The following is a 24,208-nucleotide window of genomic DNA, read 5'->3' on the forward strand; positions in this document are numbered from 1 at the left end:
ACATTTCACGGGCGAAGTATGAATTATACAATGTAACCGGGTGATGTTATATGGCGAAAGTTGAAGATTGTCCCGGTTTTGAAACCTTCGGCGCAGATGTCAAAGCCGCACGAGAGGCAAAGCATCTGGCACGAAAAACATTGGCAGAAATGGTTGGGATTGAATGGCGGTATCTTGCCAACATTGAGAATCAAGGTGCGATTCCGAGCCTGCCTGTGATGATCCAGTTGATTAAGGTCTGCGGACTTCCCGTGGAACGGTATTTTAATCCGGAGATCATGCGAGAAGAAAGCGAACAGCGGCAACGGGTCAGCCACAAGCTGAAGCTTTGCCCTGAAGAATACCTGCCGATTATCGAAGGTGCCATAGACGGGGCGCTCAAAATGGAACAGACTGCGAAGCAGAAGGAGGACGCATAATCGCGGCCTCCTTCTGGCGTTTCTATATCAAGTTTCCCGGCACTTTTCCCAAAGTTCCCGGCACCTCTGCTGGATTTCTGCGGTTTCTGTCGCAGTCAGGTCACGGTCATTTCCGGTAATCTTATCTTCCAGAAAGTTAGCGTATGTACCCAACAAAGCGTTCCGTAAATCCTCCGGGGTTTTCTGTATTTTAGCGCTGTACCAGTCATTCCGGTGGGGTTCCCATGCCATCAATGTATAACCGTGGCTGGTCTGAACCACCTCATACAGTGGATCATCATCCAGATATGCCTGAAACACTTTCAAAATCTTTTCAAAGGTCAGCATTTCCCGCACCTCCCATTCATCTGCAAATCAGTTCCCTGATTAAAATTTCCTCAATCTGTGCCGTTAATGTGTTCATCAGCCCCACCCAGCGCATAGGGTCACAGGCTTTCAGTTCCTCCGTGACACCCGCAACTTCCATCATGTGAGGCAACATGGTGTCCACGCGCTCCTGCGCTGTCCGGTCAATCTCTAACAGGTGTGGATACAGCTTCTCGCTCATCAGCAGTTGGTTGTAGAGAATGGGGCGATGTTTCTTTAGGTAGGATTTTCTCATCCTGCCGTACTTGCCGATAGAAGTTTCCGGCTGTTCAGAAAGTTTTAGGTTGGGTATATCATAATCTCCACAACGAATGTAAGTCAACTTACTCATTTTCATTCTCCTTTGCTTCGTGATGATTAGACTGCTGCGCTGGCTGCTATGCTGCCTTTGCGCGGTTTTTCTTTCGGCAGCTAACCGATAGTAGAAAAAACACCTTTTTTCATATCCTCAGCCCGGATCAGGGCTTTCTTAGCGTCCATTTCCGCTTTTTTCTGCGCCTTGATTTTGTCCTCATACCGTTTCTGTGCGCCGCTGGCTTTTCGTTTCAAATAGTTCTGATGGAGCCTGTCCTTGCGTTCTTCTTTTTTTCGCAATTCTTCCTGTTCCTCCGGGGTTAAAGGAACCGGCTGTAAGGATGGTGGGATATAGCGTCCTAAAAAATTGAAGTAGATTTCAATTTCCTGCGTGGTGTCCTGACTGCCTTTTCGTGCGCGTTCGTGGACAAGGATTTTCTCTACAAACTCGTTGAGCATGGTGTTTGTCAGCGTGTCAAAATTCTCGTATTTATCAATCAGGGCTATAAATTTCTCCGCTGATTTCTGGCTTTGCTCGTAGCCGGTAACAGCCTTTTCCAGCTCTGCAATTTCAATCTCAAGTGCATCCTGCTCTTTGGCATACTGTGTATCAAGCGCCTTATATCGTGCATCCGGCAGCTTGCCGAGGGCGTTGTCCTCATAGATTTTGCAAATCAGTTTTTCCAGTTCTCCGGCTCTCTTTTGAGCAGCAGCCAGACGCCTGCGCTTTTTCGATATATCGGCACTCTGTTGAGCAACCTGCATTTCCTGAACGGTGTGGATAAATTCCGTCCGGTCATTTCTGGAATATTCAGCGATAGCCCGGAGCGTGTCAGAAACCAATGTCAGGACAGCACTCTCATTGATACGGTGTTGTGTAGGGCATAGTGTCCCACACGGAACTTTGGTATAATTGGAACAGGTATATTGAGAAATCCGCCTGCCATTGTTGGTGCGGTGGACATACATCTTGCCGCCGCAATCGGCACAATAGAGCAAACCTGTGAGGGGAGCCGCTTCGCCCCAGCCGTTTGGATAACGCCGTACATTGCTGCGGATTTTTTGCACCAGATCAAAGGTCTGCTGGTCGATAATGGCTTCATGGGTATTCTCAAAGATCGTCCATTCGTCCTCAGAAACATAGTGGCTTTTCTTGTCCTTAAAGTGCTTGCGGGTCTTGAAATTGATGGTATGCCCCAAATACTCTCGTTTTTTCAAAATGTTCACGATGGTAGATGATCCCCATCCATAGGGGTCTTTGACCGGCTTTGAACGGTTCACACCCTCGTTGAAGCGGGCAAGCTGTACGACAGGAATTTCAATCCGGTCTGTGGATAATTTGCAGGCGATCTGGTAAGGCCCATATCCCTCCAGCGTGAGGGAGAATATACGGCGTACCACTTCGGCAGCTTCCTCATCTACCAGCCAATGCTCCCGTTTTTCGTCCCATAAGTAGCCGTAAATCACAGTGCCGGTCAGGTGCTTGCCACTCATGCCTTTTGACTTAAACATAGAGCGGATTTTCCGGCTGGTATCACGGGCGTAAAATTCATTCATAATGTTGCGGAACGGGGTAAAATCGTCATCGCCTTTCAGACTGTCCACACCGTCATTGATCGCAATCAGCCGAACTCCGCGCTGCCGCAAAACCTCCATGACCTGACCGACCTTTAGATAGTCGCGCCCCAACCGGCTCATGTCCTTGATGACGATTGCCTCTACACGCCCTGCCTCCACTTCCTCCATCATCGCCAAAAATCCGGGGCGGTCAAAACGGGTGCCTGAGATACCATCATCGGTAAAGTGCGTAGGGTTGGGCAGCCCGTTCCGGCGGGCAAAATCCTCTAACATCTGCTTTTGGTTGGATATGGAATTGCTCTCGCCCTGTAACTCATCGTCGCGGCTCAAACGCTCGTACAGTGGGGTGATTTTTTCGTTTCTCATGGCTGTACCTCCTGAAATGAAAATGCTCTAAGTGACTGCTTCACTAACCATGACAAAATCATGATTAAGAAGTCACTTAGAGCATATATCACCAGACCTCTTCTGCGATTTCCTTGACAAGCTTCAGTTTCGCCCACTGTTCTTTTTCCGTAAGCTTGTTACCGATTTCGCAGGAGGCAAATCCACACTGTGGACTTAAATAGAGATTTTCCAACGGAACATATTTGGACGCTTCTTTTATTCTTGCAATGACTGACTGCTTGTTTTCAAACTTCGGTGTCTTGGTGGTAACAAGTCCTAATACCACCTTCTTATTGCCGGTTATTTTTGCCAGCGGTGCGAAACCACCGGAACGCTCATCATCATATTCCAGATAATAAGCATTGACATTCTCCTCTCCGAATAACAAATCTGCTACTCCGTCATATGCGCCGGAGCTGAAGAAAGTAGAATGATAATTTCCACGGCATACATGGGTGTTGATGATCAGGTCAGCCGGTGCCTCTTCTACTACCTTATTATTTAATGCAAGAATAACCTTCTTATATTCTTCCAATGCTTCGCCTCTTCTTCCGGTCAGTGCAACGGCAAGCTTCGGATTTACCAGTCCACCCCATACACAGTCATCGAACTGAAGATTTCTGCAGCCTGCTGCATAGATTTCCTCAATAAATTCTCCATATGCCCTGATGACATCCTCTGCAAAAGCTTCTTCTGTTCCATAAATTTCAAGGGTTGTATCCAAAAGCTCTGCGCCGGTGAAATAAGCATAGAACTGGGCTGGAGATGGAACGGTCTGCTTTGCTATGGTATTCTCATCTTCCAGTGCTTTTACAAATTTGAAATGATCAACGAATGGATGATTCTTTATGGAAATCTTTCCCACCATGAAAGTGTCATCTATCATTGCTGCTTCGCCGTCAAAGGTTGTATTTCCATCTACAGTCTTCTTATGCTCGATTCCATCGAATCCCCACATAAAGTCCAGATGCCAGGTGGCTCTGCGAAACTCCCCATCGGTAATCACATGGTATCCAAGCTCCTTTATCTTTGCGACCAGTTCTAAAATACAGACATCCTCTACCTCTTTTAACTGCTCTCTGGTAATTTTCCCTGCTTCAAAGTCAGCACGGGCTTTCTTTAATTTTTCCGGACGTAAAAAACTTCCTACATAATCGTATCGGAACGGTGTTGTTAAATTCTTCATTCTGATTTTCTCCATTTCCTGTGAATTGATTTCCCTCATTATAATTGGAGTTCCTCATTCTGAAAAATACATAAAAATAAATGTTGTCCATAGTTTTAAACTATGGTAAGCCCTTATTTTTGATTGGAAAATTACTTTTCTATTCCCCGTACATGCTTTCTTACTTTCTCTTTTATCCCATAAATATCCTGTCCGTCACTGCCGCATTCATTATAGCGTCCTCTTGATTCCAGGATTCTCTTCGGATACTGCATTTTCTCTTCTCCCTGCAGGTTTTTCCAGACAAATCTGCCCCGGTCATAAATCATATAGCCATGCCAGCTTTCTTCTTTTGGAATGGAAACAGAACCGGGATTCATATAGATAAAATCTTCATGTTCCGTGCATTTTGGGACATGGGTATGTCCGCATAACAGGATATCTCCCTTATGAAGCGGCGGCAGATTCTCTTCATTATAATGGTGGCCGTGGGTTGCATAAATCAGCCTTTCCTCATCCGCCACCACGCAATAATCAGAAAGTATCGGAAATTCCAATACCATCTGGTCTACCTCCGTATCGCAGTTTCCACGCACACAGAGAATATCCTGCTTATGCTCATTTAATAATGCAATTACTTTCTTCGGCGCATATTCTTTTGGCAGGTCATTTCTTGGTCCATGATATAAAATATCTCCCAGCAACAGCAGCCGGTCTGCCTTTTCCCTCTTATATGCCATAAGTAACTCGTTACAATAATATGCCGAGCCGTGAATATCCGATGCTATCATCCATTTCATACGCTTTGTTCTCCTGTAATATATTTCTTTAATGCCTCAAGGTAGGTTTCCCCTAACCGGCTTATCATTCCCTTCCGGTGGGTCACATATCCGATTCTCATATCACCTTCATCTGCCAGCGGCACTGCGATAATATCTTCGCCATTTAATTTCTGGTCAATGATTCCGCTGCACACCGTATAACCATTTAAACCAATCAGAAGATTAAATAAGGTTGCCCGGTCACTGACGCGGATATTTTTCTTCCGCTCAAAAGAGGAGAAAATTTCTTCCGAGAAATAAAAGGAATTGTGTTCCCCCTGCTCATAGGAAAGATACGGATACTCTGCCAGTTCTTCATTGGTTATGATTTTCTTCTTTGCCAGCGGATGATGCCTGCTGATGAAAACATGGGGTTCTGCCACAAATAACAGATGAAATTCCAAATCGGAGGATTTCAATATTTTCATAATCACTTTTTCATTGAAATCATTTAAGAAAAGGATTCCGATTTCACTTCTCATTTGCGCTACATCTTCGATTAACTTATAGGTCTGGGTCTCCCGCAGGCTGAAATCATATTCCTCCTGCCCGTATTTTTTTACCAGCTCCACAAAGGCATTTACCGCAAAAGAGTAATGCTGGGTTGATACGCAAAACTGCTTTTTTCCGCCACCGTTTTTCTTATATTTATCCTCTAAGATGGTGGTCTGCTCCAATACCTGCCTTGCATATCCTAAGAATTCTTCCCCTTCCCTGGAAATAAAGATTCCCTTATTCGTCCGATTAAAAATGGTAATGCCCATCTCCTTTTCCAGCTCATGGATGGCGTTGGTAAGGCTGGGCTGGGAAATGTATAATTTCTTCGCCGCCTCCGTGATGGTTCCGGTATCTGCCACGGTTGTAATATAGCGTAACTGCTGAAGTGTCATATGCTCACCTGCTTTCTAAAATGACTTTTCTTAACTGACGCGCCGCCTCATTTAAAGGATGCTGACTGTCGTATACCATACAGATATTTCTTTTTGGAATCGTCTCCGAAAGAGAAATCTGTACGATTTCATGTTTTTCAATGGCCTCTCTTGCCATCGGTTCCGGGATGAAAGCCAGACCAAGCTCACTCTTTACCAGTGGCAGTATCTGATCTGTGGTTGCTGTCTCTGTATCCGGCTCCAGTGCCAGCCCATAAGACAAAAACAGCTTATTATAAAACTGAAATGTCATGGTTTCTTTTCCCAGACAGATTAACGGATAATCCTTTAAATCCTTTAGGGAAAGCTCCTGACTGCCCAGTGCGGTAAATGTTGTTCCACCCACCAGTACCTCCTGGAATGTCCGCAGATTAACTTTTTTTAGTGGCTGCTCTACTTCTGCCGGTGCAGACACTACTGCAAAATCTATCTGTCCGCTCTTTACTGCCTCAATTGCCTGAGGTGTTGAATGATTATAAATTTTCAACCGGATTCCCGGATATTTCATATGGAAATCTTTCAGCTTATCCAAAAGAAATATGTTAAGGGCAGTCTCGCTGGCTCCAATGGAAATGCTTCCATGGGCAAGACCGCTGCTGTCTGCCAGTTCCTCTTCTGCCGCCCAAAGATGCGACATGGCTGCCGACACATGGGTATACAGCTTCTCCCCTTCCGGCGTCAACTGTACTCCGCGGTTTGTCCTGACAAAAAGCGTACAGTGAAGCTGCTGCTCCAGCCCGTTCATTGCCCTTGTGATATTAGGCTGACTGTTGCCAAGGGCATTGGCAGCCCTGGTAAAATTACTGTATTTTGCCACATAATAAAAAATCTTATAATATTCAAAATTTATATCCATACATTTTCACCATATCAATTTATTATTTCTACTATATCAATTATAGCTTTTACTTATTCCCAATGCAATAGTATAATCAAGCCGAAATTAAGGGAAACAACCCCTTTACATTTCTCCACCCAAACCCTACAAGGAGCTGCCACCGGCAGCTCTTTACGAATGCTATAAAGCAGAAAGGAAGCGCATATTTTCTATGAAAAATTCAACATTTTTCCCTCGTGAAGAAAGAGCAGACGTTTTATTTGAAAAGATTTTGCATGACCCTTGGGCCTGCGAAAAGCTTCAGGAAACTTTTTGCAATTACTTATTCTGTAATGATGAATTTGATGCTTCTCTTTCTTCACAGGATTTTTCAGAAGCTCTTTTTGATGCTTATCAAAATAAAGATTTATCGGCATTTCTTATGGCTATCTGCCAGAATACCCTATTCGATTTACTGAGGAATTCCTATCTGATTCCCTACCGTTTCAACGCAGATGGAAAAGAAAATCCGATAATTATGACCGATGATACCGGCAGACTTCTGCCAAAGTATTGTGGTGATATTCACAATAAGGATTATCAGCATTTTCTTGAGAGCTACCGCGATTTAGGGGAACCAAAGAATATGTATTTTTCCCAGGCATACCGATACAGCCACGCTTATACCGGTGAAGATACCATTGGACAGCTTGTCTTAGAACGCAGCCATGGGGTGCTTCTCATCCGGGAGCTTCCGGATACCATAAAGCAGAAGGAGACTGAAGCGGAAGCCTACTCTGCAATCTTCGACCTTGTACTGAAATTAGAGAAAGAGCTTCCAATGGCATTTGTCTTCTACGGACAGGATTCTCTTATGGAACATGATGAAAAATATGATGAAATCGGCATTTTCCTTCCAAATTCCATTTTTTTAAAGAATCTGGAACGGCATATTGCCAAAGCTGAGGCGATTATTTATGAATAAGAGTGCATCTTCCACTACTTCATATATTGATATTATGGAAAAAAATCATATGGAAATACCCTGGCATGATTATGCCAGTGATGACAGCAACGTACTGATTGCCCAGGCGGGACTGATTGAAAAAGCCTCGGTCATCGGACGTGTGGGATTAATCATGTTATCCTGTGGAACCGGAGCCTGGCGTGTCCGTACTTCCATGAATAAGCTGTCAAAGGAACTGGGCGTTACCTGTACGGTAGATGTAGGTCTTATGTCCATCGAATTTAACTGCTTTGATGGAAATGACTGTGTCTCCCAGTCCTTAAGCATCGCCAATACCGGCGTCAACACCTCCAAACTTTACCGCATGGAACAATTCGTAGAAAGCTTTCCAAAGGAAGAAGCCCATTTAACCGGCGAGGAAATCCATAAGCGGCTGGATGAAATCGAAAAAATCCACGCCCTTTATTCTCCCGCCAAACTGGGACTTGCGGCAGCCTTAGCCTGCTGCGCATTTACTTTTCTTCTGGGCGGAGGCCCTGTGGAAATGATTCTGGCATTTATTGCAGCCGGTATCGGAAATATTATCCGGACCAAATTAATCAAACATCATTTTACGCTGTTTTTAAATATTGCGGTCTCTATTTCCGCCGCCTGCCTTATGTATGCCATCTGCTTAAAAGCTGCCGAAATTTTTTTCCATGTTCCGGCAGTCCATGAAGCCGGATACATCTGCTCCATGTTGTTTATTATCCCGGGCTTTCCATTTATCACAAGCGGCATTGACCTTGCGAAACTGGATCTTCGTTCCGGACTGGAGCGGCTGACCTATTCCATCATCATTGTTCTTGTGGCTACCATGTTTGCCTGGATTATGGCAATGCTGCTTAGACTTCAGCCTCAGGACTTTACCTCTGTAAATCTCAGTGATGTTTCACGACTGGTTCTGCGGTTAATTGCAAGCTTCTGCGGCGTATTTGGATTCTCTATTATGTTTAACAGTTCCATTCCCATGGCAGCTACTGCTGCACTGATTGGCTCCGTTGCCAATACCTTACGTCTGGAACTGGTTGACTTTACCGGAATTCCAGCCGCTGCTGCTGCCTTTATCGGTGCACTGACCGCCGGTCTGCTGGCATCCTTTATTAAGAAAAACAATGGATATCCGCGAATCTCTTTAACCGTACCTTCCATTGTAATTATGGTTCCGGGACTATATCTTTACCGCTCCTTCTATAACTTTGGCATTATGTCCTTAACGGAAGCGGTTTCCTGGTTCTCCATTGCCATAATGATTATTATCGCCCTGCCGCTGGGACTTATTTTTGCAAGAATACTTACCGACCGGACCTTCCGGTACTGCACCTGATAAATTTTATACGCTTAAAATTTTTATTTTATACATGATTACAGAAAGGAAGAATCGATATGCTTACAGCCGTAACAGGAATTAACTGGGGAGACGAAGGAAAAGGACGTGTCATTGATCTGCTTGCAGAACATGCAGATGTCGTCGTCCGTTATCAGGGTGGCAACAATGCCGGTCATACCGTTGTAACCAAACAGGAAAAATTTGTCTTAAATCTTCTGCCGTCCGGCATTCTGCATCCCAATGTGGTATGCGTACTGGGGGATGGAATGGTCATTGATTTAGAGCACCTCACCCATGAAATTGAAGATATCGAAAGCCGCGGTATTTCTATTACCCCGGAACATTTAAAACTTTCCAAACGTGCCACCATCTCCATGCCATGGCACAGGATTCAGGATGAACTGGAAGAAACACGTCTTGAGAAATCCGGTGCTGCCTTCGGCTCCACCCGCCGCGGCATTGCTTACGCATACAGCGATAAATACCGGAAGAAAACACTGCGTCTTGGTGATTTGCTTCATTTAAAAGAAGAAAATGTCCAGGTTCGGATAAAAACCATGTTGGAATCCAAAAATCTGGAACTGGCAGGCAGTTATCATCAGGAACCGATGTCTTATCCGGCATTGCTGTCCTGGTGCGAAAAACAGGCTTCCCTTTTTTCACCTTATATCTGCGATACCGGAAGCTTCTTGGAAAATGCTCTTGCCAGCCATAAAAAGGTGGTTTTGGAAGCCCAGCTTGGAGCCATGCGTGATATCGATTATGGTATTTTCCCTTACACTTCAAGTTCCTCCACCATTTCCGCCTATGGTCCGATTGGAGCCGGTATCCCGGGTGAATCCCTAGACCATGTTGTGGGTGTCCTAAAAGCATATTCCACCTGTGTGGGAGCCGGACCTTTCGTAGCAGAAAGAGCAATGTCCGAAGACTGGTGCAACATCCTTCGTAAATTTGGAAATGAATACGGTGCTGCCACCGGCCGTCCACGTAGAGTCGGACCTTTTGATGCCGTTGCCAGCCGCTATGGATTGAAATGCCAGCATGCAGATAAAATTGCCTTAACGAAGCTTGATGTTTTAAGCTCCCTGACAGAAATCCCTGTCATTACTGCTTATGAAAGAAATCATAAGACCACAACCGTCTTCGACCCTACCGAAAATATCGATAGCTTCTCTCCGGTTGTAACAATGCTTCCGGGCTGGAAACAGGATATTTCTGCCTGCCGCAAATATGAAGATTTACCGGAAAATGCCAGATTATACATTGAAACATTAGAACGCCTTTTAGACTGCGATATCCAGTTTATTTCCACTGGTGCAGAACGAAATGAATACATGATAAAGGGGGAATGGCTTTGAGACACCTAATCAGTCCACTGGACCTTACAGAAGAAGAAACAACCCGTATTCTGGATCTTGCAGACCGGATTGGTACCCACAAAGAGGCTTATGCCCACCTTGCAGAAGGGAAACAGCTTGCTACACTCTTTTATGAGCCAAGCACCAGAACCCGACTGTCCTTTGAATCCGCCATGTTAAGTCTTGGTGGTCAGACACTGGGATTTGCCGGTGCGGAACAGTCCAGTGCTACCAAAGGAGAAACCGTTGCCGATACCGTCCGGGTAGTAAGCTGCTACGCAGATATTATTGCCATGCGTCATCCAAAAGAAGGAGCACCGCTCTGCGCCTCTATGTATGCAACCATTCCGGTCATTAATGCCGGTGACGGCGGACACTATCACCCAACCCAGACCCTGATTGACTTATTAACCATACGCCAGCGCAAGGGACGGCTTGACCACCTGACAGTAGGCTTCTGTGGTGATTTAAAATTCGGAAGAACCGTTCATTCCCTGGTAAACAGTCTGGTACGCTATCCGGGTAACAAATTCTATTTCATTTCTCCGGAAGAACTCCGCATTCCGGACTATATGATTGAAAGAACCTTAAAGCCTTCCCACAGCACCTATCGGGAAGTCTCTGACTTAGAGGAAACACTTCCAAAGCTGGATGTTCTCTATATGACCCGTGTCCAAAAAGAGCGTTTCTTCAACGAGGAAGACTATATCCGGTTAAAAGATACCTACATTTTAAATAAAGAAAAATTAGAACTGGCTCCTTCCGATATGCCGGTTTTACATCCGCTTCCACGAGTCGATGAAATCTCTGTTGATGTGGATTCCGACCCGCGCGCCGCTTATTTCCAACAGGTACAGAACGGAAAATATGTCCGTATGTCACTGATTTTAGCTCTGTTAGAAATCACGGACCCGCTAACCGGAGAAAAGGTTCTCTAATGTTCCAGTAACTTAATCCGTTTTCTCTATTTTTATTCCGAAACGTTTTAAATCTACTTTCCCGTCCACTACTTCTATGCCATCTGCCATCAGGCGGCGTGCCTGTTCCTTCTCGCCGCCAAAGGCAAAGGCTCCGGAAAGCTCTCCTTTTGCATTTACCACCCGGTAACAGGGTATGTTTTCCGGGTCTTTATTCTTATGCAGGGCATTTCCCACGGCTCTTGACATCCGCCTGTTTCCGGCAAGCTCCGCTACCTGTCCATAGGTTGCCACCTGTCCTTTTGGAATTTTCTTTACCGCTTCATAAATCCGCCTGGTCGGGCTGTCCGTTACTAAATCATAGCTTTCTGCTATCATGCGGCAGATATCTTTATCCGGGATTGTGCCATCCACGATTATGGTATTCCAGTGCTCCTTATTCTGATGATACCCCGGAATGACCGCAGGATAGGCACTCCGCCAGAAATCTCTCCACTGAGGGTCTGCTTTTACGTTTAGATTGAGAAATCCATCCCGCATATAAGTCCAGAGAAATGCCTTTTTGCTTGCCTCTACGCGCACCAGCTGCCAGTTCCGGTCATGAAATGGTGCCTCCTGATAGGTGTCCGGGAAAGACAGTCCGTATGCTAATATTTCTTCTCTTGTTTTCATGCTCCACTCTATGCTTTTGTCCATATGCAATCCTTTGTAATCTCTGCCAGACTGTGTACGCCACACATTTTCATGGTATCTTCTAATTCGGTTCCTATCCTGGCAACATAAGACGCTACGCCTTCCCTGCCGCCGCCGTAAACCGCTGTCACAAACGGTCTTGCGATAATTACCGCATCTGCACCTAAGGCAATTGCCTTAAATACATCCGTTCCACAGCGGATTCCACCGTCTACAAGAATTTTCATGGAGCCTTTCACTGCATCCGCAATCCCGCCTAAGACTTCTGCTGTTGCCGGGCACTGGTCTAATACCCTGCCACCGTGGTTCGATACCACGATTCCGGCAGCCCCGGCTTCTTTTGCCTTTAAAGCTCCTTTTACAGTCATAATTCCTTTTACAATAAACGGAACTCCGGCAAACTCTGCCACTTCCCGCAGTTCTTCCACGGTCTTACTGCCTGCCGGCGGCTCTAAATTCTTAAGAAACGGCAAGCCTGCTGCATCTACATCCATGGCTACCGCAAAGGCTTTCGCTTCGTGCACCAGTGCCATTTTTTCTTTGATGATTTCAAGGTTCCACGGCTTTACCGTTGGGATTCCAAGTCCCTGTTCTTTGGCAATTGCCTTTGTAGCTGCCACCATGACATTACTGTCTGTACCATCCCCGGTAAAGGCTGCAATGCCGCATTCCACACAGGACGATACCAGAATATCATTATAGGAAATGTCATTGAGACAGTCTCCGTAATGCAGATTCACCGCTCCTACCGGGCCTGCAAAGAACGGATATTTAAACTCTTTTCCAAATAATTTCAGCGAAGTATCCACCGGAGCATTTTCCACAATGGTATCCATCTGCACACGAATCTCTTTCCATTTATCATAATTACGCATGGCAGTATCGCCAATTCCCTTTGCACCGGGTCCCGGCATCTGATTCCGGCAGGCGCGTCCGTTGCATTCTACACATGCCTTACAATAATTTCCAATCCTCCCTCTTGCCTGTTCGATACATTCTGCATAATTCATTTTTCTTTCCTTCTTTCCACTCTTTTTCTTCTCTGACGTTTCCTTATCCACATATCTATCTGCTGCCAAGCACAATCTGTATCAGATTCTTATCCAGCATTATGGTACGGTTCCACGGATTTAAAATGACTCCTTCGATTCCCTCTGCCTGCAATGCTCCTTGAAAAAGCTTTTCTATATCAGCTAAGAATGTGGATTTCACACTTCCGCCGCCTTTTAATTCTTCTTCAAAGCTACTGAAGGCTGCCCACCAGGTCTTACCATCTGTCTCAATCGCCTGTAGCAGCATCTGGCTTCCACCCTTCGGTGGTTCCACTGCCACAATCACCTGACCGCCTTCCTGCATCCGCCGGCGGATTACCGTCAGTGTATGGGCTAACTGCTCCGGTGTTGCCTCCTGCTGCAAGCCGGCAATTGCCTGTTCGATTTTTTCATTTCCTATCAGTCCCTCATCTATCTTTTCCCTTGCCATATGTGTATTCCTTTCTGCCGGGGCTATTTTTTACTGCTTAGCACATTTCCAGCAGTGCCCTCTCGAAAATCAAAGATTTTCCCTGACTGGCACTGCTCATTATAACACACTTTTGCTGGAAATAGTGGCATCTTAAAGCTATCTGTATTATAATAGCATGGTATTTCATTTTAGGATTAGGAGATTAGACAACATGACACCAGCTAAAACCAGAAGTTCCAACATTGAATTATTGCGTATTCTGGCTATGTTTATGATTATTATTTTTCATATTTCTGACCACTGCGTGAAGGTACAGTTAACAGACACTGCTTCCATGCTGCGTATGAATAACGGACTGTTCTGTGAACCTGTTTTTTATAAGAAGCTCCTGCTTCTTTCCACCTTTGCTCCAATGGGAAAAATCGGAAATGTTATTTTCATTACGATTTCCGGATACTTTATGGTTTCAAAGGGAAATGGAATTAATCTTGCCAAAATTTCCAAGAAATTGCTGTTACAGCTTGGTTTTGCCGCAGTTTCCCTGACACTGGTATCTTCCTTCTGGTACCGCATGACTGACGGTGTCTTTTTAAAACTGGTCAACATCAATAAATTTAACAGTATGTCCTGGTTTGTGGGCTACTATTTCTTCATTATGGTAATCGCTTACCTCTTTTTAAACAAGTTTCTGGCAAAACTGGACAAGCAGAAATATTTTACCTTTCTGATTGTCTTATTTGCATTTATCCAGTTCCGCTGGACCGGAAGTATGGCAAATTCCCTGGCTAACGGACTCCGGACACTGCTGACCGGTATTTTCTTATATGCCTTGGGCGGTTTTATCCACCTTTACAATCCATTTGGGAAAATCAGAACTTATTGCCTCTATCTGATTATTGCAGTTTCCTTCCTGTTTATTTACATTTCTGCTTATAATGTAACACAGACCAATATTCAGACTTACTTTTTAAATGAAAGCAAAGACATTTTTATCCAGAAGATTCCTTCCTTTTCAGACTATAGCATTATTCCGATTCTTGTGGGACTTTCTCTGTTTGAAATCTTCCGGCGCATCCATATTCCATGCAGCCGCATGATTAATTTTGTGGGAGCTTCCACTTTTATGGTTTATCTTTTACATGATAATGCTTTTGCTTACAGTCTCTGGAATACACAGGACTGGATTACCCTGCTCTATGAGCATCCATATATTTACCTGTTTAAGCATCTGCGCTGGGCAGCTGCCACTTTCCTCATCGGCATCCTTTTCTATATTATTTACCTGTGTCTCGGAAAAGCCCTCAGTAAATGCAGATGGTTAGTGATGAAAGAATAATCTTCCTTATATCTGTTGCACAATTCTTCCTCTTATGTCATGATAGAATTGGTTTAAAAAAATACACGGGAGAAAAAAGAAAATGGAAGAATTTAAAAAGGATTTATTGAAAGTCTGTGGGAAAAACATCGCTGCACTGATTATTTTCTTTGTATTAGGTGGCGTTTTCCTTGCCTTCGGTCTTCTGATGTGGATTACTGCTTATGATCCGTTTGACGCACAGACCGATGGTTACGCAACAATGGAAGTTACTTATGTAATGGGGCCATTTGCGGAGCTTACTTCTGATGGAAAAGATCACACAGAATTCTATATTGCAGAGGATTCTGAAGGTTACTGGAGTATCATTGCTACCAAGGGAGAAACTTCCCTTCCGGTCTATGGTGTAGACGTAGATGACACTGTTCTCGACAGCTTACCTGCTCACACGATCCGGGGAAAAAGCACCAGCATGCCTCCTCAGGCAGCTCATTATCTGGTGGATTATCTTTCTGATACCGGACTGGACATTACTACTTACAACTATGACGAGTACTTTGGTGACCATTATCTGGATACCACACACACAGCCGTTGAAAACAGCATTGTACTCTATGTGATTGCTGCCGTATTTACAGTTCTTGGTATTATTATTTTTTCAGCAGGCGGCAACAAGAAAAAGGCCGTTAAGAAAAAGATTGCTCTCTTAGAACAGAATGGCGGTCTGCAGCGGATTTACTCTGATTTTGCCAACAGCCCACGCATTTTTTCACCAAAGCTTGGCGTTGCTGTTTCCAATCATTTCATATTGGATTACAACAATACAAAGGAAGGCTTCTATGTCACTCCTTTAGACGATATTACGAACGTTTTCAAATGTAACATGTTAAATGGTGACCCGACAACAACCAGCTATATTGCACTGGAAACTGCAGATGGTAAACGTACTCTGGTTGCCGCTCACAGTGGAAAAAGCAAAGATTTTGATCAGGTTCTTAATCAGTTAAAAGCAAATATTCATCAGGGAGGTGTTATGACATGGTAATTATCTACGGTACAAGAACAGTTTTTAAACGTGAAGGCCCGGTTGGCACTTCTGTCTGCCCAAACTGCCGGCATAATGTCATGCATACCCTTTGCAGACAGTTAAATCAGGCAACCCTTTTCTATATTCCGATTTTCAGCCACCAGAAACAGCGTGGCATTATGTGCGAAAGCTGCGGTATGATTACACCGGTCAGTGCACAGGAATACCGGGAACGGAAACAGGCTGCAAAGATGTATTATTAAACAATGTCTTATCGATATAACGTCAGCTCTTGCGGATATCTGGCAACACAAAACCGCCACATACACAGGCAATACGCACATCTGATGATGGCTTTGTCTTATGTATGTGGCGGTATTTTAATACTTACTTCTTCTTAGAATACTACGACTAAAAGCATTTTAAACTGCTCTTTTCCATATACGGCATGTGGATGTCCTGCCGGCATTACGATGGACTGTCCTTCCGTCAGTTGAAATTTCTCACCATCAATGGTTACTTCTCCAACTCCATCCAGACAGGTTACAAAGGCATCTCCGCCGGAAGCGTGTGTGCTGATTTCCTCGCCCTTTGCAAAGGAAAATAAGGTTACGCTTACTGCATCATTCTGTGCCAGTGTCTTACTTACAATCTGTCCATCCTGATATGCTACTTCTTCTTTTAAATTTAAAACTTCTTTCTTGGAAATATTTTTTAATAAATCTGCCATTTTTGTGCTCCTTATCTTTTCTTTATCTGATTTGTATAAACCTTTTCGGTGGGTTTATCCATATTGTAGCAAATAACGGAGTGACTGACTGTTGGATTTCCAACATTTATGCAAAGAATTTATTTCAATAGGAAATCTCTTATTTTTTATAGTACATTCTTGCTTCATACGGACGAAGCACGGAAGAATCCTCTGTCTCTTTATAGTTGGAAATAAGAAGCTCCATATCCTCTGTCTCTTCCGTCAAAGGCATTTTCACAGTATTGCCGTAGAAATTGCAGACAACAAGCAGTGTCTCATCCGCATTTTTACGCTCATATGCAAAGATATTTTCATCCTCGGCTAACAGTAATTTGAAGCTGCCGTCCACCAAAACAGGATACTCTTTTCTAAAGCTTACCAGCTTCCGGTAGCAGTTGAAAATGGAATCCGGGTCATCTATCTGGCTCTTGGCATTGATGGTTTTATAGTTATCATTTACTTTTATCCAAGGTGTGCCTGTTGTAAATCCGGCATTTTCCGTATCATCCCACTGCATTGGCGTTCTGGCATTATCGCGTCCCTTGGCATAAATGGAATTCATAACATCTTCCTTATCATAGCCTGCTGCGATACGCTCCTTGTATACATTCTGGATTTCAACATCCCGGTAATCCTCGATATTGTAGCGGACATTTGTCATACCAAGCTCTTCGCCCTCGAAAATGTATGGAGTTCCCTGCATTCCATGTAATAAAATTGCAAGCATTTTTGCAGATTCTACCCGGTACTCCTTATCATTCCCCCAGCGGGAAACGATACGCGGCAAATCGTGATTATCCCAGAAAAGGCTGTTCCAGCCGCAGTTATAAAGCTCTGTCTGCCAGCGGTTCATAATCTGTTTCAACTTTAAGAATGGCAGCGGTGCCAAATCCCATTTATCCTTGCCTTCCTGCTGATCCAGCCCGATATGTTCAAACTGGAATACCATGGAAAATTCGCTTCCATCCGGATTACTGTAAAGCTTTGCCCGCTCCGGGTCTGCGCCCCAGGCTTCTCCTACAGTAATCAAATCTCCCTTCTGGAAAGTTTCTTTGCTCATTTCACGGAAATATTCATGAAGTCTTGGGCCGTTGATGGTAATTTTCTTATCCGGCTCTTTTGCAATCTGGTCGATTACGTCCAGTCGGAAGCCGCCAACTCCTTTTTCCATCCACCATAAAATCATGTCATATATTTCTTTTCGCACCTGCGGATTTTCCCAGTTCAAATCCGGCTGTTCCGGCAAAAACTGATGGAAATAATACTGCTTTATTTCCGGTACCCATTCCCATGCACTTCCACCGAAAACGGCTTTCATATCGTTTGGCTCTACGCCTTCTTCCCCGTCTCTCCACACATAGTAATCATGATATGGGTTGTCCTTACTCTTCTTTGCTTCCTCAAACCATCTGTGTTTATTGGAGGTATGATTTAAAACCAGATCCATAATGATGCGGATGTTGTATTTCTTTGCTTCTTTAATTAAAGCTTCCATATCTTCCACACTGCCGAACATCGGGTCAATATCCTGATAATCGGAAATGTCATAGCCATTGTCCGCCTGCGGGGATTTGCAGACCGGTGATAACCAGATTGCATCAATACCAAGCTTTCCAAGGTACTCCAGCCGCTCCATAATTCCTCTTAAATCACCGACTCCGTCTCCATTACTGTCCTGAAAACTTTTTGGGTAAATCTGATATACTACTGCACTTTGCCACCATTTTTTTTCTGTTACGTTATTACTCATTTTGTCCTCCTAAACTTTCTTTACTTATTTTATCTGCTTGCTGCTTCCCTAATGCAAACAGCTCCAAACACCAATGAGAAAACAACCCTGTGCGATTGCATTTCAGCCATTGTTTATGCATTATAAATACTCTTCTAAAATTTCCGTATTCATTACTTCAAATTTATTTTCTTTCCATTGCATTTTTATCTTAACTGCTGCAGTCTGTCTGTCTAAAAACGCTTCATATAAAAATATATCATCTCCATCCACTGCTATTTTCCATGCTTTTGAAGAACTCAATATCCTTTCTCCAACTTTTAAGTCTTTATAACAACTATCAAATTCTTCTCTTTGATTTTCAGGTAGAACATATTCCTCTTCCAATCCCAATTCAGGACAGGTAACAAGAATTGTATTTTCCTGCTCCGCCTTTTCAATATAAATATCATATCCTGCAGAATATCGCATTCTGGTTTGCTTTCCCGGCAGATTCATTCTTGTGTACTCACTGCCATCTTTTCTCCAGATTGCAATTTCACTTCCACTCTGTATCCATGTATTTCCTGTATGCTCTCCACAAAAGACAATCTCATTTTTCCCGTCTCCGGTAATATCCGCTCCCCATACTTCAAGACCGAGAAATGTATCATCAAATGCTCCCAGTTCAAGGCGGTCACCATTTCCAAAGCAAATCGTGTATACTTTCTTATTATCATTTCTGAAATACTGGAAAACACGATCTGTTTTTCCATCTCCATCATAATCCTGATTTTTATAGTTTTCCTCAAATAATTTTACATTATCAAGATACCCCTCATACTCAGAAAGTGCTTCATCATAGGCGATATTTATTTTTTCATCTTTTGTATCGGCAATTTTTCTGTCAATTACCGAGTTATACTCTGTACTTATTTCATTCTTCTCAGAATCATCCAATTCATCATCATAAGGAAACTTATCATTTTTACACGCAGTCAACATGATACACATCACTAAGAATATACCAATATTTTTCTTCATAGCAACCCCAATTTTTCAAATGCATCATACAATCCATTCTTATCCACATCCCCGGTGACATAATCTGCCATAGCCTTTATCTCGTCTCCACCGCTTCCCATGGCAACACCATAGCCACAGTATTCCAACATAGGAATATCCACTTTGGCATCCCCAAAAGCTATGGTGTCTGCCACATCTGCATGAAGATATTCTAACAGATGCGCAATGGCATTTCCTTTGGTGATATTTTTTACGCCCAAATCTCCAAATAATGCAATTTCGCCGGCTCCGCCCCATGTTCCAGCCTGCAAATCCGGGAATTCCACCACGGCATCTTTATAATCCTGATACTGATTTAAGATAAAGCTTACTTTATTTACATCGTCCCGGTACAGCTCTCCATCAAAAATCATTTCCGGAAATGCATCCCGTACCTTTATTTTATCTGCGCCCTCTTTGCCTTTCCGCCTGGAATATTCCTGAATCACAGGTTCTCCATCCTCTTCAAATCCGGCACTTGCAAACAGTCCTGCATTACTTTCCAGATAAAATTCCAGTCCGCGCTCCTTTAACCAGTCCACAATATGGCGGCACTGCTCCGGCGTAATCATCTGGTGCATAACCACATGTCCATGATCTTCCACATAACTTCCGTTTCCGCCTATCATTCCATCCAGTCCGATTTCCCAGATATTCTCATAGACTTCTGCTTTACTTCTTCCTGTGCAGATATACACTCTGTGTCCGTTTTCTCTTGCCTTCCGCACCGCAAGAACTGCTGATTCCGGCAAATGATTTTCATAATCCACTAAGGTTCCGTCAACATCCAGAAAAATGATTTTTCCCATACTGCCCGTCCTCCTACTCCTTTTCTTCTATCCTACCTGCATTTTTTGAAGAAATCAACATTTTCTTCTAATGTATTTAAATCGATTGGTCGATAAAGTTATTACATGGATGGCATTTTATTTCAAGGGATTGATTGAGATAAAGTGTCTTTATTTTTTTCTGATGATTGCAAAAATGTATGGATTGTAAATTTATCAGGATATTCAAAGTGTATCTGGGTTTTGACATAAAATACCGCAGCTCTAAGATACATGTTTTTCTTTTGTTTATTAAGCCGGTCTTTCCAATGTTTGACAAATCACAGGACTGTTCGTCGAAGTGCGGATGCATCTTAAAGGCTGTTAGGGGCACTTGGAATTTCGTCTGGCAACAGGCAACGCCGGCACAGGGAAGTGCCGGCGAGGCGCATATGAACACGGATGTGAATTTGCGCCGATTGCCAGACAAAAGATTATCCTGCCGAAATTCTTAGTGCCCCTTGCAGGCTTTATCCGCATCCGTACCCGACGGACAGTACTGCGATTGTGTCAAAGCAACGGAAAGACAGCCTGACAGCAAGAAAAACATGTACCTAAGAACTGCTGGCATTTTACGCCAGATAAACCCAGAATGCACTTTGAATCCCTGAAATCTTTACAAGTTACAAATATTCTTTTGCAATCACCAGACAACAACTTCTGAAAGGAGCTCTTATGGCAATTAACTCAATATGGAACAACAACTCCCCAATGGACTACCTCGGTTTTCTGTCCACTGACCCGGATAACAATACTGAGGATAACGAATGGCTGACTCATTTTCAACAGCTTGTGCAGGAAAAGCTTTCTGAAATGAATGAGGATGAGGATTCTACAGCTACGGTAAATCCGGCTGAAGAAATTGCAAAATGGAAAGAAAATATTTATAACAAAATGAAAAATGGTGAAACCGAAGAGAGCTTTCAAATCGGTGGTCAGTCTTTCAGCATGAAGGAATGGGACAAGCTGTTAGACTCCTTTGATAAAGCGGAAGAAGCTTTACAGGAAGCTATTGAAGAGGAAGAAGAAGTTAAGGATAAGGAAATGGCAGAGACAGCAAAGAAAAGCATTGTAAATGATACACCAGCCCAGCCTCTTATCGATATGCTTTTATCCGATACCCTTAAGGTTACGTTTCCGACAGATGCCACAAATGAATCTGATGAAGATGCGGAAGATGTATTTTATATGGTTGCCATGGATGAAAAAGGTATCCGCTGCATCAAAAATGGGGCTGATACTTACGAATGGAAAATTGAATTTGAAGACGATTCCCAGTATGAGGCTGCCTGTGATTTCTTAGGCTGGGCTTCTCCACGAATGGACAAACTTTTATTTGCAGCCCATGACAATTTCTGGATGGATTATCTGAACGGTGACCTTGATGTAGATGCTTTTAAAGACTTCTTAGAGGGCACTAATAACGGCATTCCAAACTATGGCATTGGTGATGAGGAAAATATGTACATTGACGAGACGAAACTTCAGTGGACAAAATATATGAACCCTCTGGGTGCCCACTTTGGTACCCCGGAAGAATTATTTCCAATTCCGGAATTATAGATTAAATACAATAAAACAGGCACTTTTTTCTGTCAAAACGGGCATGTCCAAAGAAAAATGAAATTGGTAAAATAAAATCGTAAACCTTGATTTTGTCGGTTTGAATCTTACTAAAAATCATTAAAAGGAAAGGACGAATTATGGGAAAAAGAAAAAAGTTACTAGGTTTGGTTTTGGTAGTCTGTATGTTGTTTACACTGACACCGATAACTTCCCGGGCAGATGTTACAACAGAGAAATGGACAGATTTTACAGCAGCTGACTTTGCTGGCGGCAGCGGTACAAAGGATGATCCATATCAGATTGCTACGGCAGGACAGCTTGCAAAGCTGGCATCAGAAGTAAATTCTGGAGTACCTGAGCAAACACATTCGGGGGAATATTTCAAGTTGACCGCTCCAATTGATTTGAGCGGAAAGAGATGGATTCCTATCGGTTATGGAAATGCAAGTTCCAAAGCTTTTTCAGGATATTTCGATGGAAATAATCAGGTCATTACAGGCTTATATGTGGATGAACGGGGAAATAACGTCTGTGCCGGCTTGTTTGGTGTCGTAGTAGCTGTATCTGATGAAACAGTACTGAAAAATTTCTGTATTAAAAATGCTACCATCTATGCCGGAAATTCCACGGATGCAAATGCCAGTCCGGATATTTACGGTGCCGGAGTGCTGGTAGGTTCGCTTACAACGATGGGTGGTTCCAGAGCTACCTTTGTTGGAGTAGAAAACTGTCAGGGAACCGGACAGGTAGACTCCAAGATGTATGCCGGAGGGCTGATTGGTGATGCAAGCCGTGCCCATGTTTCGGATTGTTCCGCGGATGTTACTGTGACAGGAAGGTGTATCAGTGGTGGATTCATCGGAAATGTTTTCCAGGGCTCCTACAAAAACTGTACCGCCAAAGGCAGCGTATCCGGAGGATGGTCAACCGGCGGGTTTGCCGGATGTGTATTTGAGTCCGACGCCAGTGTGGAAATAGAGCATTGTGCATCTTATGGCAATGTTGAGGCAAATAACTGGAATACCGGTGGTTTTGTCGGATATCTGGAAAAAGGAAAGATTCGTAACAGTGTTTCCTATGGTAATGTAAAGAGTACGGTGGCAGGCTGGGAGCCGAAAACCGGTGGCTTTTCCGGTACAAATACCGAAGGAAATATTCAGAACTGTAATGCTGCAGGTACTGTAACAGGTTCTCATCCAACAATTGCACCGGGTGGATTCATTGGATATGATAATAATGGCACCACTGCTGGCTGCGCTTTTGATAAAAAGAAGAACCCTTCACTCAATGCTGTAGGTGCGGATAGTGGAACACCTGGTTCCAACCAGATTAAGGCAGCAGACACAACCTCCCTGCTCTCAAATATCTGCGGCAGTTATCTTGGCGGACATACACTGTCTAAGGTTGACAGAAAAGAAGCAACTCATCTGACAGAGGGAAATATACAATATTGGGTCTGTGCAAATTGCGGTGGTTATTTCAGTGATGCAAGTGGAGCAAATATGATTACTTCTTTGGATGTTGTAATCGCAAAATCAGCAGAGCATACAGCAGACCGTACCGGATGGCATTCCGATGCGGATAATCATTGGAATACCTGTGAATGTGGTGAAAAAATAAATCAATCCGGACATAGCTTTACCTGGGTAATCGACAAGGAAGCTACAGCTACGGAAAAAGGTTCTAAGCATGAGCAGTGTACAGTTTGTAATTATGCTAAAACTGCAGTCGAAATCCCGCCGGTAAAAACCGGAACTGAAGAAACCAAAACTTCTTATAAAATTATAGAAGGAACTGAAAGCAGCTATGTCCTGCAGAGTGGCAACAGCCTTACCATCCGGGTGGATGCAGAGTTCTCTAAATTTGCCGGAATCAAAGTAGATGGTGTTCAGATTGGAAAAGATAATTATGATGTGAAGTCCGGTTCAACCATTGTTACTTTGAAATCCTCTTACCTGAATACACTGACTGCCGGAACACACAACCTGGAAATGTTGTGGACAGATGGTTCTGCAAGTACTACGTTTACCATCCAGGCAAGCGTAAACCAGAATCCAGACAATAAAAATCAGGAAACGGCTACAGCCTCAAATACCCAGCCTGCAACTCAAAATAATACAAAGCAGACTACGGATAAATCTCCAAAGACAGGGGATTATAATAATCCTTTGGTATGGGCGGCATGGCTGATTGTTTCAGAAATTATTATTGCTGGTACCGTTTATTATCGTAAAAAGAAACATTTGTAAATAAATATTATGCCTAAAAATGCTCTCTATATAACAAACTGTATCATTTTGCAGGAACCGTTATGTAGAGAGCATCTTTCATTCCGTCAAAAATACTCTGATATGGAACCATTGTATTACCAGAAAATGATGGTCATGTTATCAAAAAAGGAGTAC

General features: G+C 43.5%; 23 protein-coding genes and 1 pseudogene. 10 read left to right on the forward strand and 14 right to left on the reverse strand.

Annotated elements, in window-relative coordinates:
- Positions 1 to 50 precede the first annotated feature (50 nt).
- On the forward strand, positions 51 to 419 hold the full coding sequence (locus tag DV740_RS13335; protein ID WP_117842096.1) for a helix-turn-helix transcriptional regulator: 369 nt from the start codon (positions 51 to 53) through the stop codon (positions 417 to 419).
- A gap of 27 nt (positions 420 to 446) precedes the next feature.
- Here DV740_RS13335 and DV740_RS13340 read toward each other — a convergent pair whose 3' ends face one another.
- The 7 genes and pseudogenes from DV740_RS13340 to DV740_RS13370 all read right to left on the reverse strand — a co-directional run bounded on the left by DV740_RS13340 (position 447) and on the right by DV740_RS13370 (position 6,815).
- Positions 447 to 746: a hypothetical protein gene (locus tag DV740_RS13340; RefSeq protein WP_118088332.1), complete on the reverse strand. Its 300-nt coding sequence runs from the start codon at positions 744 to 746 to the stop codon at positions 447 to 449.
- A gap of 16 nt (positions 747 to 762) precedes the next feature.
- Positions 763 to 1,116: a TnpV protein gene (locus DV740_RS13345; RefSeq protein WP_117842098.1), complete on the reverse strand. Its 354-nt coding sequence runs from the start codon at positions 1,114 to 1,116 to the stop codon at positions 763 to 765.
- Between the two features lie 80 nt (positions 1,117 to 1,196).
- A complete protein-coding gene (locus DV740_RS13350; protein WP_117842099.1) occupies positions 1,197 to 3,023 on the reverse strand; it encodes a DUF4368 domain-containing protein in 1,827 nt (608 codons plus the stop codon).
- An 88-nt stretch (positions 3,024 to 3,111) separates the two neighbouring features.
- A complete protein-coding gene (locus tag DV740_RS13355) occupies positions 3,112 to 4,230 on the reverse strand; it encodes a 5-methyltetrahydropteroyltriglutamate--homocysteine S-methyltransferase (RefSeq protein WP_118088390.1) in 1,119 nt (372 codons plus the stop codon).
- Positions 4,231 to 4,490: 260 nt separating this feature from the next.
- Positions 4,491 to 5,009 (reverse strand): annotated as a pseudogene (yfcE, locus tag DV740_RS13360) (phosphodiesterase); the annotation flags it as partial.
- Positions 5,006 to 5,920 (reverse strand): LysR family transcriptional regulator, encoded by a 915-nt coding sequence (locus DV740_RS13365; RefSeq protein WP_118088334.1) that lies wholly within the window; start codon positions 5,918 to 5,920, stop codon positions 5,006 to 5,008. The gene DV740_RS13365 and the pseudogene yfcE, both read right to left, overlap by 4 nt.
- Before the next feature lie 4 nt (positions 5,921 to 5,924).
- A complete protein-coding gene (locus DV740_RS13370; protein ID WP_118088335.1) occupies positions 5,925 to 6,815 on the reverse strand; it encodes a LysR family transcriptional regulator in 891 nt (296 codons plus the stop codon).
- A gap of 193 nt (positions 6,816 to 7,008) precedes the next feature.
- Between DV740_RS13370 and DV740_RS13375 the strand changes: the two genes are divergently transcribed.
- Genes DV740_RS13375 through pyrB form a run of 4 tightly spaced genes read left to right on the forward strand, consistent with a single transcriptional unit; the run spans position 7,009 to position 11,408 of the window.
- Complete coding sequence (locus tag DV740_RS13375) at positions 7,009 to 7,761, forward strand: DUF4866 domain-containing protein (protein ID WP_118088336.1); 753 nt, start codon at positions 7,009 to 7,011, stop codon at positions 7,759 to 7,761.
- Positions 7,754 to 9,109, forward strand: a complete 1,356-nt coding sequence (locus DV740_RS13380) for a threonine/serine ThrE exporter family protein (protein WP_118088337.1) — start codon at positions 7,754 to 7,756, stop codon at positions 9,107 to 9,109. Before DV740_RS13375 ends, DV740_RS13380 begins: the two co-directional genes overlap by 8 nt.
- Positions 9,110 to 9,168: 59 nt before the next feature.
- Positions 9,169 to 10,470: an adenylosuccinate synthase gene (locus tag DV740_RS13385; RefSeq protein ID WP_117697880.1), complete on the forward strand. Its 1,302-nt coding sequence runs from the start codon at positions 9,169 to 9,171 to the stop codon at positions 10,468 to 10,470.
- Positions 10,467 to 11,408: an aspartate carbamoyltransferase gene (pyrB, locus tag DV740_RS13390; protein ID WP_330415653.1), complete on the forward strand. Its 942-nt coding sequence runs from the start codon at positions 10,467 to 10,469 to the stop codon at positions 11,406 to 11,408. The genes DV740_RS13385 and pyrB overlap by 4 nt, the downstream gene beginning before the upstream one ends.
- 12 nt (positions 11,409 to 11,420) lie before the next feature.
- Here the strand turns inward: pyrB and DV740_RS13395 are convergent, their stop codons facing one another.
- From DV740_RS13395 to DV740_RS13405, 3 genes are read right to left on the reverse strand one after another with little or no spacing between them, the layout of a single operon-like run.
- Positions 11,421 to 12,059, reverse strand: coding sequence for a methylated-DNA--[protein]-cysteine S-methyltransferase (locus DV740_RS13395; protein WP_118088391.1), 639 nt, complete (start codon positions 12,057 to 12,059; stop codon positions 11,421 to 11,423).
- An 8-nt stretch (positions 12,060 to 12,067) separates the two neighbouring features.
- Positions 12,068 to 13,090, reverse strand: a complete 1,023-nt coding sequence (locus DV740_RS13400) for an alpha-hydroxy-acid oxidizing protein (RefSeq protein ID WP_118088392.1) — start codon at positions 13,088 to 13,090, stop codon at positions 12,068 to 12,070.
- 55 nt (positions 13,091 to 13,145) lie between these two features.
- The gene (locus DV740_RS13405; RefSeq protein ID WP_118088339.1) at positions 13,146 to 13,562 is read right to left on the reverse strand and encodes an SseB family protein; all 417 of its coding nucleotides are present in this window, start codon (positions 13,560 to 13,562) and stop codon (positions 13,146 to 13,148) included.
- 193 nt (positions 13,563 to 13,755) lie between these two features.
- On the opposite strand from DV740_RS13405, the gene DV740_RS13410 reads away from it, so the two are divergent.
- The 3 genes from DV740_RS13410 (at position 13,756) to DV740_RS13420 (ending at position 16,149) form a co-directional block, all read left to right on the forward strand.
- Complete coding sequence (locus DV740_RS13410; protein WP_158561577.1) at positions 13,756 to 14,880, forward strand: acyltransferase family protein; 1,125 nt, start codon at positions 13,756 to 13,758, stop codon at positions 14,878 to 14,880.
- Positions 14,881 to 14,962: 82 nt separating this feature from the next.
- Positions 14,963 to 15,904, forward strand: coding sequence for a DUF6709 family protein (locus tag DV740_RS13415; protein ID WP_117842107.1), 942 nt, complete (start codon positions 14,963 to 14,965; stop codon positions 15,902 to 15,904).
- Complete coding sequence (locus DV740_RS13420) at positions 15,898 to 16,149, forward strand: zinc-ribbon domain-containing protein (RefSeq protein WP_022242724.1); 252 nt, start codon at positions 15,898 to 15,900, stop codon at positions 16,147 to 16,149. Before DV740_RS13415 ends, DV740_RS13420 begins: the two co-directional genes overlap by 7 nt.
- A 134-nt stretch (positions 16,150 to 16,283) precedes the next feature.
- Here the strand turns inward: DV740_RS13420 and DV740_RS13425 are convergent, their stop codons facing one another.
- From DV740_RS13425 to DV740_RS13440, 4 genes are all read right to left on the reverse strand, one after another.
- Entirely contained in the window at positions 16,284 to 16,616 is a 333-nt protein-coding gene (locus DV740_RS13425; protein WP_117697884.1) for a cupin domain-containing protein, read from the reverse strand.
- A gap of 139 nt (positions 16,617 to 16,755) precedes the next feature.
- Entirely contained in the window at positions 16,756 to 18,387 is a 1,632-nt protein-coding gene (locus DV740_RS13430; protein WP_117842109.1) for a glycoside hydrolase family 13 protein, read from the reverse strand.
- 120 nt (positions 18,388 to 18,507) lie between these two features.
- Entirely contained in the window at positions 18,508 to 19,389 is an 882-nt protein-coding gene (locus DV740_RS13435) for an FG-GAP repeat domain-containing protein (RefSeq protein ID WP_118088340.1), read from the reverse strand.
- On the reverse strand, positions 19,386 to 20,219 hold the full coding sequence (locus tag DV740_RS13440) for an HAD family hydrolase (RefSeq protein WP_118088341.1): 834 nt from the start codon (positions 20,217 to 20,219) through the stop codon (positions 19,386 to 19,388). The genes DV740_RS13435 and DV740_RS13440 overlap by 4 nt, the downstream gene beginning before the upstream one ends.
- A 693-nt stretch (positions 20,220 to 20,912) precedes the next feature.
- Between DV740_RS13440 and DV740_RS13445 the strand changes: the two genes are divergently transcribed.
- Positions 20,913 to 21,800: a hypothetical protein gene (locus DV740_RS13445; RefSeq protein ID WP_118088342.1), complete on the forward strand. Its 888-nt coding sequence runs from the start codon at positions 20,913 to 20,915 to the stop codon at positions 21,798 to 21,800.
- Between the two features lie 140 nt (positions 21,801 to 21,940).
- Positions 21,941 to 24,052, forward strand: a complete 2,112-nt coding sequence (locus DV740_RS13450) for a hypothetical protein (protein WP_118088343.1) — start codon at positions 21,941 to 21,943, stop codon at positions 24,050 to 24,052.
- The last annotated feature ends 156 nt before the right edge of the window (positions 24,053 to 24,208 follow it).

This window comes from Roseburia sp. AF02-12 (assembly GCF_003461765.1).
In the GTDB taxonomy this organism is placed as follows: Bacteria; Bacillota; Clostridia; order Lachnospirales; family Lachnospiraceae; genus Roseburia_C; species Roseburia_C amylophila.